The sequence below is a fragment of the Paenibacillus aquistagni genome (assembly GCF_900177815.1).
In the GTDB taxonomy this organism is placed as follows: Bacteria; Bacillota; Bacilli; order Paenibacillales; family Paenibacillaceae; genus Paenibacillus_B; species Paenibacillus_B aquistagni.
Map to the genome: position 1 here is coordinate 19,989 of NZ_FXAZ01000005.1, position 14,922 is coordinate 34,910.

The window sequence follows — 14,922 nt, forward strand, 5'->3', positions numbered from 1 at the left end:
CATAACAAGGATGATCATAATGCTCAAGAGGTAAAAGCCATAGTTCGCGGGCCCATACCAGCTGCTGCTGTTCCAGATCATATGTGGCAGGCCGTTATTGCTAATGATCGCGCGTATGACGGCCAATTCTTCTACGGAGTTACTTCAACACGCATCTTCTGTCGTCCGTCATGCAAATCGCGGCCGCCAAAGAAGGAGCATGTGTTCATTTTCCAGCATGCAGAGCAAGCTCTACAGGCTGAATTTCGTCCATGCAAGCGCTGCAAGCCAACAGGTGTAAGGCTGCCTGAACAAGAATGGATTGACATCGTTAAGACCTATATTGATGATCATTATGCGTCTCCAGTTACGCTTAATACGCTGGCAGACATCAGCCATAGCAGCCCTTATCATCTGCAGCGAACCTTCAAGCGGCTGATGGGAATATCCCCGAATGCGTATGTTCAGGAAGTGCGCATTCAGCATGCCAAAGAGCGGCTTCGCGGCACCAAGGAGAGCATCGCAGATATTGGAGCAAAGGTAGGCATGGACAATGTGTCTTACTTCGTGACGTTGTTTAAGCAAAAAACAGGGATGACCCCTTCCGCCTATCGGGAGAATAAAGCCAGCAACACCATGAATGACGTCTGCACACCGGATTGAGCAGTGTCCTATGCTGCGAAGGTAAGAGCAAGTTTATAACAGAATGTAGAAGGAATAGGAGGAGCAGATATGAGCATGCGCCGTACACCTTTTCATAAAGAGCAAGAGGAGAAGAAAAAAATATACTGGACGGAACTAACGATAAGAGACTGGAGGCTGCTAGCAGCTGCTACCGAGAAGGGGCTGTGCTTTGTAGGGTCTGAAGGAGCCTCCATGGATGAGATGCATTATTTCCTGCATACAAGATTCAAAGGAAGTTATATTCTTGTTCACGATCCAGAGGTAATGGATAGCTATGTACAAGCGTTGTCCAACTTCCTCTTGGGCAACAGCCGAGCGCTGCACCTCCCCTTTGATTTAGAGGGAACGCCATTCCAGCAGGAGGTATGGGAGGCACTCAAGCACATTCCATTTGGACAAACCAGAAGCTACTCCGAGCTTGCCCATGAACTCGCCAGGCCTTCCGCCGTTCGAGCAGTCGGCAGCGCCATTGGCGCCAATCCGGTGCTGATCGCCATTCCCTGCCACCGTGTACTGGGCAAAAACGGCAAGCTGACTGGCTACCGCGGCGGACTGGACATGAAGAAAAGGCTGCTGGATTTAGAGCTCAAATAAGCGTAAAGACCTCCGATTTCATTTACATGAATCGTGAGGTCTTTTAGCATGATCGCATCTGATCGTATTTGATCACTTAGATCCGTACATTCTTGCTTCACGTATTAGCATGACACCTTAATGAGGGTATTGGGTATCATATTCAATGCCGCAAGGTCCGCCATCGGGATTGCCCTCCAAGTCCACCTCCGTGCCGTCCGCTTGGAACAACGGCCGATAGCCTGCTCCAATTCGAACAGCTGACGCATTGGCATAATGGCAAATGAACGCTCTGCGGAACCGATTCTCCGATTTGTTGCGGTACGAGCCATGAATCAGGTTGCCGTTAAAAAACAACACATCTCCCGGCTCTAGAATAGCCGGAATGATTGGCAGGTCCTTGGGCGGCTTCACATAGTGTGTTGTAAAGGACTCCTTCCGATCGGCCTCTTCCGGACATACAATCTCGTACTGGCTCGTCTTCGGGACAACCAGCATCCCGCCATTTTCCTCATCAGATCGATCTATCGCAGTCCAGGCTGCAATGCAATTGCCCGGCTCTACCTTCAAATAAAAGTTGTCCTGATGAAGCGCCTGCCCTCTTGATCCTGGCGGCTTGTAATAATACATGCTCTGGGCAGCCAATGCATCTTCCTGATACAAATCCTTCAAGACTTCGAGCACACCTGAATGCAGCATGTACTTCTTGGCCTTGTCGTTGAAGCGATGCGGGTGCATAACCCGAGGATATCGTTTTAATGGATCAGCGTTATCCTCACTCAAGTCTGGTTCAAAGTAGCCTGACACAACCGTGCTGCTCAGCGCATCAAATGTTTCCTTGATGTCCTGAACTTCCCCCTGCGTAAACAGTCCCTTCACAATCAAATACCCTTCTTGCTCATAATGCGCAAGCTGCTCTTCTGTCAGCACGCTGCAACTTCTTAACATAGCATGAGCCTCCCCCTGAAACTGATCATTCAACACCTCTATTGTACCTTTATTATCCAAATAAGCATTTTGCATTAACTTGAGCCCTTGATACTCAAGGTTTTTCAAACATAAAAAAGGGACTTCACCCCAACTTGGCGAAGTTTTTCGGTGACCAAACCAAAAACCCCAAGAATGGAGGAAGTCACCTTGTATATTCTCCAAGAAAGTCTATTTTCCTTTGAAGATCTACTAATAATGCATTCAAAAGATCGATTGCCTATCTTTTTTAGCACCTTGGATCTTCGTCCATACGCCAAAGAGCTGAGAAGTCGTTCACCCCGAGGGGCTGATGGCCACTGTAGAGAAGGCATTTTGCGGGCCCTTCTAGCTGCTCCTCTGGAGTACATTCAGACGTTTACTGGCTTACATCATCGATTGGACACCGACCTTCGGTTTCGCTATCAGTGCGGGCGTCCGCTCGATCGTGAAGCGCCGTCCATCGCTACATTAAGCCGAGTCTTTGCGAATTTGACAAAGAAGGACTTAGCTAAGCAACTTTTCGATGACTTAGTGGAACGTTGCAGACAAGATGGTATCATTGACGGAAGTCACGTCGCAATCGATAGCGCCGCTATCCATGCTTACGAAAAAAAGCAGCCTAAGAAGAAAAGCAAACAGACTGGCAATGCCAACTGGGGAGCGAAGTTCGATTCCTTCGGCAATAAGATGACTTGGTTCGGCTACAAGCTTCATTTGGCCGTTGATACGAAAAGTGAACTTCCATTAGCTCTAGAAGTCACGCCTGCACATGTGAACGACGGGGACATGGCTCCAAGCCTGATTGAGATCGCAGCTGCCAAAACAAGTGTGAGATTCTTTATGCTCGATGCGGGTTACGACCAAATGAAGGTTTATGAAGCCGCCCGGAATGTGAAGGCGCAAGCCATTATTCCTCTCAATCCCCGGGGAGAGAAAGAGCCTCCTGCTGGAATGAAAACAGACGGAACCCCTTGTTGCTCAATGGGCTTTGCGATGACGTATTGGGGGGCAGACGGCGATTACTTAAAGTTCCGCTGCCCTCATGCAACCAGTAAAGTCGATTGTCCGTTAGGTATGAGCGCTTGTTCCTCATCCAACTACGGTATGGTCGTTAAAGTAGATGCTAAGGACGACCTCCGGCGATATTGCAGCCCGCATCGAGATACAAAGCGCTGGAAGGAACTTTACAACGAACGCACCAGCGTAGAAAGATGCAACTCCAGAATGAAAACCTATCTTACGGCAGACGACATGCATATCTGGGGAATTCAGAAAGTGAAGACTCACCAGTATCTAAACGCCATTGTGTTACTAGCTTCTGCGTTAGCCATGAATCGTCAGTCCAAGGAAGCCGCCGCTTAAATTTTTGGATCCAGTAAAAATTCTGCAGGTCTGCCCATTTTCAAAGTTGAAGTCGATTTAGCTAAAATGATGGTTTAATTGGCCCCATAATTCCACTGCCTAAACTTCAAAAACGGAATTATGCAAAATGCTCAAATAAATATAGCTAGGCACAAAACAATAAAAGTCGTTAATAAGCTTCAATTCATAAATTTTCGTTCCCCCATATTATTGACTTTTCTATGGGTTATTCCCTAGCAAGATATGTGAAATTTTGATTGGTTCATTTTCTTCATAAAACCAGTTTTTCTCAATGGTAACGTCGCACTTCATATTACAATCCGCCCCATAATAAACTGCACTCCAAATTGCAAGGTTATATCTAACAATTGAAGTGCAGTTTAACAAATTAGCAGTGGGTTTTTCCAATGTCTATTCTAAGGGTTCAGTTCATGTTCAAGCATATTCGTTGTTTTTCCACTGTCCTTATATTAGGTTATTTCAGGAGGTTTTCGCATTGTAGATTCTACTAATCTGTTTGCAGTATTGCACCAAATAGTTCGGGCTTAAATCCCTTAGGCCAAATTGTTAATTTATTGTACTTCGCGCCGTTCAAAATCGCTTCACCTAACCCGATGCAATTCATATTTGCCCCAAGAAGTATTGCGTCTTCAAAACAAGCATTCTTTACTTGCGCATCTGTAAAATCAACAAAACTCAAATCAGTTTTTCTAAAACTTGCATGATTGCACCTCGCTCTATGCAATACTGCCTTATTCAAATTAGCCGCATCCAGGCTGCACAATATCATCGAGGCATCAGAAAAATTAGAGTTACTAAGATTAGCGCCATTTAGCTCAGCATTCCGCAAGTTTGCTTTCACAAGACTCACATTAATTAAAGATCTCTCGTTGAGGATTGCCCGATGAAAATTAATTTCATCTAATATCGCATTATCAAGCGTATCAAGATTAATTATTATGGGTTCATCCAACGCATGACTAAATACTTTTATCATTGTTTGCCTCCTATCTATTGCCCCAGTCCTCAGGGTCTATCCTCAGTTTTTCCCAAGGAATTACTTGCGATGGTCTTCCACCCGAGTATGGTCTATATGCCGGTATCTGACCTATTACTAGACCAGCTATATAACGATGATACCCATCTACCAAAATACCGTTGTCGACCTTAATCGCTGGTGCAGTTTGTCCCCTCAATGCCATATCCACATATGCTTGTATTACGGGAAGCGATACAGCAACTTGTTGAGCTTTCAAATCAGCATTTCCAAGTGCACTACGAATCATTCCTTCAGTAACAGTACAATTGTGTACCCATAGACCAAGGTTTGATACAAAATATGAATTGTAATCCTTAACCTCAAAATTATAAACAGTTGTGTGTACCTCGGCTTTATTAATCTGTTCAATGCTCTTGGTACTACCATCACTTGCTACAAGCAGATCTCCAACCTTTAGGTTTTTTACCAAAGTCCATCCTACATCATTTAACCAAAAAGGATGTTCTCCAGTAACCTCAATAACTTCTTCTCCAACATGAATATAATAAATCTCATTTGCTTTCTTTTGAAATAATCCTAAAACCTCTTTATATGCTATGTCACCTGTCAAATCATCCTTCTCTAGAACCATATCACCCACAGCAATTTCTTCAATGGCTTTTTCACCATTCTTAGTTAATATCTTAGTTCCTGCTGTAAAACAATTGCACTCATACGTCCCTGTCTTTGTAACCGTGTAATTTGTTTTAGATGTTCCATTAGACAAAGAGATATTAAAGTATCCATCACCTTGCCCCGTAATTAAAGCACTACCACCCTGGCAACCACCTACTAAATAACTACAAGCATCATTTCTTAAAGCAAGTCCTTGTATCTCCATAACTTTTTGAATATTAGAATCACTAGAGTCTCTATAACCCGCTTTAAGTAATCTTAAGTTCTCTGCTGCTGCAGGATTGAGGAGCCCATCGTATCCACTATGTTGATTTATCTTAAACGATGTTCGGAAAAAATCTAGCATACCTACATAAGCATTGTTCTGAGCCAATTCTCTGAACCGACTCGAGCTAGGAAGTTCGTAATCATGACCAGAAAAATCAATGTATTTAAGTGGATTATTAGCTACATACGCATACAAATACAATGTCTGCGGATCATTCAGTTCCCCCTTATAACTATCCTCAGTAATAAATCTTCCCACACTTGGGTCATACCACCTTGCGCGCAAATACTGAAGTTCTGTATCCTCATCCCATAGCTCACCAGAATATCGGAACGGATTATGAACCGTTTCTTGTGTTGCGAGTGGATTTCCCCAGATATCATAAGTGTATTCATTGAGGAGATTGCCTTGTTCATCGCGCAGTTCTGTCACATCCCCATGCCCATTAACAGATACAGATGCTTTCTTTCCATCTGCATATTCAATCTGTTCCAGTCTGTTCCCTCGAATGTAACGCGCTTTGAAGACAGGCTCTCCATCCACTATGTCCGCTTCTGCAATAATATTGCTGCCATCATAATAGTAACGAGTAATCCCTCCGTTAGACTCTCGTTCTACCAACAGTCCATCTCCGTTATATTTATACTTTACATCTACTTCCTTTTTCTTCACTTGAATGAGTTGAACATCATACTTATACTGATCTCCACCGGACGTTCCTATAATACGGCTTAGGAAGTCATAGGTATAACTTTCGGAATGTCCATTCTGAGTACGGAACACAATATTTCCATTGCCATCATGCTTATAGTCATATTGACTTGCATTCACATCCCCAACTTGTTGACTAAGCCTTGTTAGTTTATTTCCGGAATACGTATAGTGATAGCTCATATTTGCTAGGGTTGCTGCAGGTAGGTCAAGATTTATGTGTAAATGAAAATAACCTTCCCTTGTAGAAGATGGTGTTAGTCTTTAGTGATGAACATGGCTTGGAGTTCAGCACGTGCTTGATCAAAACCTATGTGACAGCGAGTAGCAAATCGTTGATTGTAGTCTTCGAACTGAGCTACCAAGAACTTCTCTAATGCTTCTTCATGTGGAAATTGTTCCTTTCGCTTGGTGTATTTCTTGATCTGTTTGTTGAATGATTCAATGAGATTCGTTGAATAAATGCTTTTCCAGATAGGGTTAGGAAAGCTGTAGAACGTGAAAATATAAGGGTTTCCACATAGAGATTTAATGACCTAAAGTTGCTTTCCACTTGTCACAAAAGGCTTCAAGAGCTTTTCTGCCAGACTGCTCATCATCTGCACGGTAAACCGTTTTGAAATCCTCACAGATGCTTTTACGATCAGATACGCGTACTTTATGAGCGATATGACGAGCGACATGTACGTAACAAGCCTGGTACTTGGCCTGAGGATAAACTTGCTCAATCGCATCTACAATACCCTTTAAACCGTCTGAAATAAAGAGTAAGACTTCTTCTGTACCACGCTCGGTAGGTGCGATGGTATAGCTTAAGACTTCCTTAGAGCCATCCTCACGGATACCTACTGCTAGATACACCGCTTCTTTAGAGACCGTTTCACGTCTAACCGCGATGTAAGTGGCGTCGATATAGACACAGACATAACGCATGGGCTAGCACACGCTTTGAGAAGGCGTCCACTTGTTCCACCATAGCTTTGGTCATATTGGATATGGTCTGAGGCGTGTAGTGATGACCATACATCTTCTTGATGAGGTCAGCAATCTCGGTCATGGTTACGCCCTTTGGAAACATATGAATGACAAAGGATTCAAGCGTGTCATTAGAACGCTTATATGGAGCTACCGTCTGCTGTTTAAACTCCCCATTACGATCTCGTGGGATACAAAACTGCAGATTCCCGTATTCGGTGTGAAGTGTACGTGTGTGTACCCACCATTACGAGAATTGCCGGAATGGACTCCAGCGCGGTCATACTTCTCATAATCCAGAAATGCTGTTAATTCGGTCGCTAACAAGTGATCCATTGCTGTTTCTAGTTGTTTACGAAAAATCTCAGTCACATGTTGTTTCGTGACTAGAGCTTGGACTAAATCTGATGTAAAATGATTCATAGGGAAGGTCTCTTCTGTGAATTGTGTTGTGGTGACTTAATTCTACAAGAAAAGGTCTTCCTTTTTGCTATTTATCTATTTACACAAGATATTTTACGCTCTCCCTAAATAGTCAATCGTTTTTTAAGATCATTAAATAATGTATATTAGATTCTTATTACTTTTTTTATGAAACTCTCTTAGCTCGTATGATGGAAACACGCACAACAAAGCAGAACTACCCAATTAGCAATTCTTGAAGGGGCGATATGTTGGTTGTTCTAGGCGGTCTTTGTTACGGGAAATCCACTGGCTTCAAGCTGTTTGATCATGAGCTTTTGTTTTCGTTCTTGGCTTTCTGAACGTTGCGCATCTAGGTAGCCGGGGCCGAGCTCTGCATAAGGCTGTCGTCTTAGGAGTATATGGTAAATGATACGAAGTAAGGTGTCACCGAGTGCGACAAACGCCTTCCTTTTCCCGAGTCGCTTGACCCAAGCCCAGTACCGTGCAGATAACCGAGTATTTCTTGTCATCGAAACCGCCCAAGCACTTTCGCATAAAATAGCTTTCAGTATGCTGTTCCCGGATCGGGCTCGTGTTCTTTTTTTACCGGCGCTCTCACGGTTGCCGGGACTGAGACCCTCCCATGCCGAGAGGCTGTGCTCGTTTTTTTGAACTGGCCCATGTCCGTCCCGATTTCAGCGAGAATGACGGAGGCAGCATTTTCGTTAATTCCTGGTATGGTGACGAGCAAGTCAAGCCCTTCCTGCTTGTTCGCCAAATGCGTCCGAATTTGCTGCTCCACGCGAGCGATTGCATGCTCAATGAAAATTAAATGTTCCCACGAATGCCGGATCCTCTCTCTGTGATGACGCCGGAGTCGGCTGTTCAGCGATTGGAGCAATTTGGGGGACTTATGCTTTAGGGCCCCCTTCATCTGGGACTCGAGAAATTCCATTGTATCCACTTCGCCGTCAACAATCATTTGAAGAAGCTTACGACCAGAAACGCCAAAAATATCGGACATATGCGTCGTCAGCTTCACGTTGGCGTCTTGAAGCATCTTGTGAATGCGGTTCTTTTCAGCATTTGCGTCTTGAACAAGCTTTTTGCGATAGCGACTAAGGTCGCGAAGTTCTCGGAAGTCGACGGTCGGTACGAAGCTACCCTCAACGAGTCCACATCGAAGGAGCTTGGCGATCCATTCTGCATCCTTCATGACCGTCTTACGTCCAGGAAGGTTTTTGATGTGATGGGCGTTGGCAAGCAACAAATCCACCTCAAATGCTTCAAGGACATTCCAGACCGGCTTCCAATAAACGCCTGTGCTCTCCATGGCAACATGCGTGCAGCCTAGACTGACAAGCTACTCACCGAGTTCAAGCAACTCTTCGGTCATCGTGCCGAACGTGCGAATTTCGCACTGTGGTTTGCGGTCAAGAGGTCCTGACAATACACAAGCTACGACGCTTTCCTGATGAACGTCCAGTCCGGCACAACATTCTAAGATGGCCTCCAGCATAAATTTCGCCTCCTTGGGGAAATGGAAAGAAAACAGAAAGACAACCTGAAACGTGAAATTTTTTTATCCGACTCACAGTCAATAGCCTGTACTTCAAAGATTGTCCATTCAGTTTTATTTTCGGGGTAGAAACACCGCAAAAAACCACGAACTGATTCTGGTCAATCTCAGCATGAAGGATGAAAAGAAAAAAGGCTACGATGAAAGTTTCATCATAGCCTGTTACCCGGCAGAGTCATGAAAGTTTTAATTAGAGATATAATAAGACTTCTAGAAAAAATCGAGTAGAAGGGGGCGACTAACCCCCGTCCTCTCACACCACCGTACATGCGGGTCCGCATACGGCGGTTCCAAAAGGTTAACAAAGTTCCAAATAACGAGAAAGCAAACTTTTCAGCCCTTTCGCTTCCCAGTAGGAAGTCGGAAGGGCGTTATTTGTGTTGCGAGACATTTCCCACGCTCCGCGTCTGGCATTAGCCATGACAAAACATGCCCATTCTGGGACTCCGAGTGCTCGGAGTTCACGGATGCGGGTACGTACCCGTTTCCACTGCTTCCAGAGACACATGCGTAGTCTGCGTCGAATCCACTGGTCAAATTTCTCGCAGTATCCTTTCACCGAGGCTAGCCGGAAGTAGCCAATCCAGCCCATGAGATAGCGGTTTAATTGCATAATCCGGTTTTCCATAGACATCGATCGCGTTCGGTTCGTCAGCTCTCGTACCTTCTCTTTGAATCTTGAGATCGTTTGAGGGGCTAATCGAATCGTCGCTTTCTTGTCTCTTAGGAAGCTGAATCCAAGAAACTTTCGGTTCCATGGTCGGTCTACTGCGCTCTTTTCTCGATTCACTTTCAGTTTTAGCCTTCCTTCTACGAAGCCTGTTATCGACTCCATTACTCGTTCGCCTGCTCGTTTATTGCCGACGAAGATATTACAGTCGTCCGCGTAGCGTACGAATCGTAACCCCCGTTTGGTCAGCTCTTTGTCCAAGTCATCCAGCAGAATATTGGCCAAGAGCGGACTAAGCGGACCGCCCTGCGGCGTTCCTTCCTCTGTTCGCTCTAGTGCTCCATCCGCCATTACGCCTGCGTTCAGGAAGGCGCGGATCAGTTTCAGGATTCGCTTGTCCTTCACTTTCCGGGCCACTCTCGCCATCAGCATGTCGTGGTTTACCCGATCAAAGAACTTCTCCAAATCCATATCCACGACCCATCGAAAGCCGTTTTGGATGTATCGCTGTGCTTGCTTAACCGCGTCATGAGCTCGTTTTCCCGGACGGAATCCGTAGCTGTACCACGAAAAGTGAGCGTCGAAGAGCGGGTTCATCACTTGTAGAAGTGCTTGCTGAAGAAAGCGGTCCATCACGGTCGGGATGCCCAACATCCGTACGCCGCCTCCGGGTTTGGGGATTTCCACCCGTTTGACTGGCATGGGTCTGTAAGTTCCCGCTAGGAGTGCGGTTTTCACCGTTTCCCAGTGTGTATTCAGGTAAACTTGTAGATTCGCTACCGTTACGCCGTCCACACCGGGCGCTCCTCCGTTCTGAACGACTCGCTTGTAGGCGAGCCGAAGGTTATCTCCTTCAAGCATTCTATCCAGCAGCTCGTTTTGGTCTTCGCGAGCGGAAGGAGCGATTTGTGCCGACGAAGAACTCGGCGCTCCGGCATACCCTGGCGGCTTCACCGCTTCTCTTTGCCGCAAGCTCTCTGGTGAGATATTCTGCTGTCTTCGCTCTTCATACGAACGCATCGGTTTCCACTCTCCTTTCGGTTCGGTCCTTCCGGTTTCCGGCGTCCCATACTCCCGTGTAGAGTCGAAGGAGGTCGGCTTGCGCCTTCCTCCGTCCGCTCGTTCAAACGGATCGTGCGGTTTTCCCGCAATCCGCTTTCCTTCATGTCACCCTTTGGGTGCAGTTCGTAGATTCAAATCTGGAATTAATGACAAGAGGTTTACCAGTCTGTACTTGGAATAGAGGGTAGATTCGGGCAACCTCTTCCATCCTGCATTGCGCCAGCGTTTGAAGCGGTGGCTCCAAATTCGCCTAATAATCCAGCGTTGAAGCCGATTAAACAGCTTTCTTACGTGAGCTTTGCGGAAATAGTTGCCCCATCCTCTTACAACGGGGTTTATGGAATCAATGAGTTGATAGACGGTTAGCGGGATGCGTCTGTGAGTTCGGGCTCGGATTGTGTCCATGAACGATTGAATTGACTTGTCTTTGGGATAGGCATATATATTGACCTTCGGTTGCTTCTTTATCTCTTCCCGCGGTAGCGACAGTCCTTTTCCTCGTTTCAGCTTATAGCCGAGAAACTCGAATCCCCATTTGATATGGGTGATCTTTGTTTTATCCGGGTGAAGCGTCAGTCCGAGCGACTCCAGTATCGTTTTGGCATCTCTTAGTGCTTTCGCGGCTTCCGCCTGCGTTTTGCAAAGGACGACCCAATCGTCGGCAAAACGCGTCAGACGATATCCTTTGCCCGTCATTTCATGGTCAAACCGGCTCAGGTAAATGTTACTAAACAGCGGACTTACTACGCTGCCTTGCGGTGTGCCGCTGGGCGTTTCGTATTTCTTTCCGCCTTCCATGTATCCGGCTTCGAGCATTTGTCTGACCAGATTGAGAACTCTCCCATCGCTGATTTGCTCGGCGATCATGTCGATGAGCGGCTCGTGGTGCACCGTCCCGAAAAAGTCCCGTAAATCCGCGTCAACAATCCATTCGCATCCGTCCATCAGTTCGCGATAGATCTTCCTCATCGCTTGATGAGTAGAGCGTCCTGGACGATACCCGAAACTGCATTCGTTGAATAGAGGCTCGAAGATCGGTTCCAACCTGTTTTTAAGCGCCTGCTGACACACCCTATCCCGAATGGTTGGGATACCGAGCGGACGTTTCTCTTTGGGCTTCCCCTTCTTGGGAATTCGGGTCCGTCTGACCGGCATCGGTCGGTACGTACCCTGTTTCAGCTCTTTGTGCAATCGCTCTAACTCGGCCTCCGCTACTGCTTTGAATGCCGAAAGGGAAACCTTGTCGATTCCTCCGCTGCCTCCGTTTGCTCTCACCGATTCCCATGCCATTTCCAAGTTTGTTCGGTGATACACCTTGTCGATTAATGAATGAACTTTTCGTATCCTCCGCCTGCAAGTTCTGGGTCTTTCACGTAGGGAACTATCCGTTCCTTGCCGCCTACTCTCGAAACTCAGTCCAGTTCCGGTCTCCATAAAGCGAGCCGCCTTCCCCTTCCGTTTCACTTTTTGTGTGAGCGGAAGCCAACCGCACCAGGGCGGCTGATCCGGACGTTTCTGTTGTTCGCCCGTTCAAAAGTAGTACGCAGCTCTCCGACTTCTCGCCATGCGTCCGGTATGCATTTCGGGGTTGCCTTATAGCATCCGTTACTGAAACTGCCGCGCATTCTTGAAACGGCGGGCGCGGCGCGACCGCTTCGACTTTATTTAACCACTCGCCCATAAGTGCATTTATTTCAGACACGACGAGATCTCCGTGGGTCACATCGTCATCTTCCGTACCATGCCGCCCGCACACACCTTGGTGCGATGGGTGGACTAGAACGCCTTCGTCTCCATAGTGCAGACTCGACCTTGCCCCATCTTTGGCCGACCGGTTCGCAATTCGGGTAGCCCCGTTTCACTACAGCCTGGTACTTCTCCTCAAGCCCTTCAGACTCTGCCTCACGGCAGACGCCCTGCCCTCCGGTAAAAAAAACGGCCCCCGAGGCATTACCCCCGAGTTTGGATATGAGTCTCCTAGTCCGAGACTCAGTGGGACTTTAACCCACCTGATGAACGTGCTGCCACGCACGCACTATGACCTCTGCTGACTCCTGCGGGTTAAGCGCAACCTCTCGATTGCGGTTACGAAGTTACTTCGCGTTTTTTCCCCGCAGGTCTCCCCAGATAAGAACGTCATCTTTCTGCCCGCAACCACTGGGGTCTACAAGATTAGCCTTTGGCGACTTTGCATTTCATCATGTATGGGTGACTCATCCAACTAATCCTGCCTCAAACCCAGTTCGTGTACCTTGGCTCGTGCATTTGTCTCCAGCTTCCTTCAGATTCGACCTCACGGTCGACACCCTTGCTCTTGACTAACGGTAGGCGTTCGCCAGCCCCCGTTCGGGACTTTCACCCTAGAGATGACACCCATGCTGGGCGTACCACCAAAAAGCCCCCACGAAGCGTGAGGGCTTTTGCAAGCTCTGCCTTAAGGCAGAACCTAATCTGTTTATTCTATGATGCCGATTAATTGCGAATGAGATAGTCGAATGCACCCAAGGATGCAGTCGCGCCAGATCCCATCGAGATGATGATCTGCTTGAACGGGCTGTTGGTGCAGTCGCCTGCAGCAAACACGCCTGGAATCGTAGTCGCACCACGGCTGTCTACGATGATCTCACCCATGCGAGTGCGCTCAAGCGTGCCTTCCAGCCATTCCGTGTTCGGCACAAGGCCGATCTGCACGAATACGCCTTGCAGCTCAACATGCTTCTCTTCTCCTGTATCACGTTCAATATAAGTCACACCATCCACCTTGTCGGTACCGGTGATTTCCTTGGTTTGAACGTTCTTCAGGACCGTTACGTTAGGCAGGCTGTAGAGGCGATCCTGAAGCACAGCATCTGCTTTAAGCTCAGGCGCGAACTCTAGAACCGTTACATGCTTAACGATACCTGCAAGATCGATTGCAGCTTCAATACCGGAGTTGCCGCCGCCTACTACGGCTACATCCTTGCCTGTGAAGAGAGGTCCGTCACAATGCGGACAGTAAGCTACCCCTTTGTTCTTGAACTCCGCTTCGCCAGGAACGCCGATATTCCGCCAGCGAGCACCCGTTGAGAGGATGACAGTCTTACTCTTCAGAACGGCACCGTTCTCCAGTTCCACTTCAATAAGATCCTTCTTCTCCAAGCGCTTCGCGCGCTGAAGCTTCATCACATCAATGGGATACTCTTTGATCTGCTCTTCAATGCTTGCCACAAGCTTTGGACCTTCTGTGTATTTCACACTGATGAAGTTCTCAATGCCCATCGTGTCGTTTACTTGACCGCCGAGGCGCTCCGCAACGATACCCGTGCGAATGCCTTTGCGTGCCGCATAGATAGCCGCACTTGCACCTGCAGGGCCTGCGCCAACCACAAGCACATCAAATGGCTCTTTATTGTCAAACTCAGATGCGTCAGGAGCGCTGCCGATCTTGGCAAGAATCTCTTCCACGTTCATACGACCGCTCTCGAAGAATTCGCCATTCAAGAACACGCTTGGCACCGACATAATATCCTTGCTCTCTACTTCTTCCTTGAAGACCGCGCCATCAATCATCGTATGAGAGATGCCAGGGTTCAGAAGGCTCATCAGGTTCAAGGCCTGAACAACATCCGGACAGTTGTGACAGCTCAAGCTGATATAAGTCTCAAACTTATATTCGCCTCGGATGCTCTTGATCTGGTTAATAACGCTCTCTTCCACCTTTGGTGGTCTGCCGCTAACTTGCAGCAGAGCCAATACCAAAGAAGTAAATTCATGACCCAGAGGTGTACCCGCGAACGTAATCCCCGTCTCTTCGCCTACACGATTGACACTAAAGCTTGGTGTTCTAGATAATGATGTATGCTCCACCTTTATCTGCGAAGACATCGAAGCGATCTCATTGATTAGCTCAAGCATCTCTTCAGACGCTTTGTCCGAACCTCCGCTAACCTTAAGCACGACTTCGCCTTCCAAGAGATCGAGGTACTGTGCGAGTTGATTTTTAAGTTCTTGATCTAGTGCCATCGTTATAT

At 47.1% G+C, this 14,922-nt stretch carries 11 protein-coding genes and 2 pseudogenes; 3 read left to right on the forward strand and 10 right to left on the reverse strand.

From position 1 onward, the window contains the following. Window positions 1-81 precede the first annotated feature (81 nt). Together B9Y93_RS16680 and B9Y93_RS16685 are read left to right on the forward strand one after the other, a co-directional pair. Window positions 82-642: a bifunctional transcriptional activator/DNA repair enzyme AdaA gene (locus B9Y93_RS16680; RefSeq protein ID WP_085496793.1), complete on the forward strand. Its 561-nt coding sequence runs from the start codon at window positions 82-84 to the stop codon at window positions 640-642. 69 nt (window positions 643-711) lie between these two features. Beyond that, window positions 712-1,257: a methylated-DNA--[protein]-cysteine S-methyltransferase gene (locus B9Y93_RS16685; RefSeq protein WP_244903445.1), complete on the forward strand. Its 546-nt coding sequence runs from the start codon at window positions 712-714 to the stop codon at window positions 1,255-1,257. A gap of 117 nt (window positions 1,258-1,374) precedes the next feature. Here the strand turns inward: B9Y93_RS16685 and B9Y93_RS16690 are convergent, their stop codons facing one another. Beyond that, window positions 1,375-2,184: a phytanoyl-CoA dioxygenase family protein gene (locus B9Y93_RS16690; RefSeq protein ID WP_085496182.1), complete on the reverse strand. Its 810-nt coding sequence runs from the start codon at window positions 2,182-2,184 to the stop codon at window positions 1,375-1,377. A 189-nt stretch (window positions 2,185-2,373) separates the two neighbouring features. On the opposite strand from B9Y93_RS16690, the gene B9Y93_RS16695 reads away from it, so the two are divergent. Beyond that, window positions 2,374-3,567, forward strand: coding sequence for a transposase (locus B9Y93_RS16695; RefSeq protein WP_085496184.1), 1,194 nt, complete (start codon window positions 2,374-2,376; stop codon window positions 3,565-3,567). Between the two features lie 508 nt (window positions 3,568-4,075). Here the strand turns inward: B9Y93_RS16695 and B9Y93_RS16700 are convergent. From B9Y93_RS16700 to ahpF, 9 genes and pseudogenes are all read right to left on the reverse strand, one after another. Continuing rightward, window positions 4,076-4,564 carry a pentapeptide repeat-containing protein gene (locus tag B9Y93_RS16700; protein ID WP_085496186.1) on the reverse strand — a complete coding sequence of 163 codons (489 nt, stop codon included), beginning with the start codon at window positions 4,562-4,564 and terminating at the stop codon, window positions 4,076-4,078. A gap of 10 nt (window positions 4,565-4,574) precedes the next feature. Continuing rightward, the gene (locus B9Y93_RS24910; protein WP_244903446.1) at window positions 4,575-6,341 is read right to left on the reverse strand and encodes a polymorphic toxin-type HINT domain-containing protein; all 1,767 of its coding nucleotides are present in this window, start codon (window positions 6,339-6,341) and stop codon (window positions 4,575-4,577) included. Between the two features lie 137 nt (window positions 6,342-6,478). Beyond that, window positions 6,479-7,619, reverse strand: a pseudogene (locus B9Y93_RS16710) (IS256 family transposase). 260 nt (window positions 7,620-7,879) lie between these two features. Beyond that, window positions 7,880-8,209: pseudogene (locus B9Y93_RS24915) on the reverse strand (IS110 family transposase); the annotation flags it as partial. After that, window positions 8,167-8,934 (reverse strand): IS110 family transposase, encoded by a 768-nt coding sequence (locus B9Y93_RS16715; protein ID WP_244903447.1) that lies wholly within the window; start codon window positions 8,932-8,934, stop codon window positions 8,167-8,169. The gene B9Y93_RS16715 and the pseudogene B9Y93_RS24915, both read right to left, overlap by 43 nt. A gap of 30 nt (window positions 8,935-8,964) precedes the next feature. Further along, window positions 8,965-9,120 (reverse strand): hypothetical protein, encoded by a 156-nt coding sequence (locus B9Y93_RS24920; RefSeq protein ID WP_244903448.1) that lies wholly within the window; start codon window positions 9,118-9,120, stop codon window positions 8,965-8,967. A 358-nt stretch (window positions 9,121-9,478) separates the two neighbouring features. Further along, window positions 9,479-10,870: a group II intron reverse transcriptase/maturase gene (gene ltrA / locus B9Y93_RS16720; RefSeq protein WP_085496190.1), complete on the reverse strand. Its 1,392-nt coding sequence runs from the start codon at window positions 10,868-10,870 to the stop codon at window positions 9,479-9,481. 147 nt (window positions 10,871-11,017) lie between these two features. Beyond that, window positions 11,018-12,202: a group II intron reverse transcriptase/maturase gene (ltrA, locus tag B9Y93_RS16725; RefSeq protein ID WP_244903466.1), complete on the reverse strand. Its 1,185-nt coding sequence runs from the start codon at window positions 12,200-12,202 to the stop codon at window positions 11,018-11,020. Between the two features lie 1,182 nt (window positions 12,203-13,384). Beyond that, window positions 13,385-14,914, reverse strand: coding sequence for an alkyl hydroperoxide reductase subunit F (gene ahpF, locus B9Y93_RS16730; RefSeq protein ID WP_085496191.1), 1,530 nt, complete (start codon window positions 14,912-14,914; stop codon window positions 13,385-13,387). Window positions 14,915-14,922 lie beyond the last annotated feature (8 nt).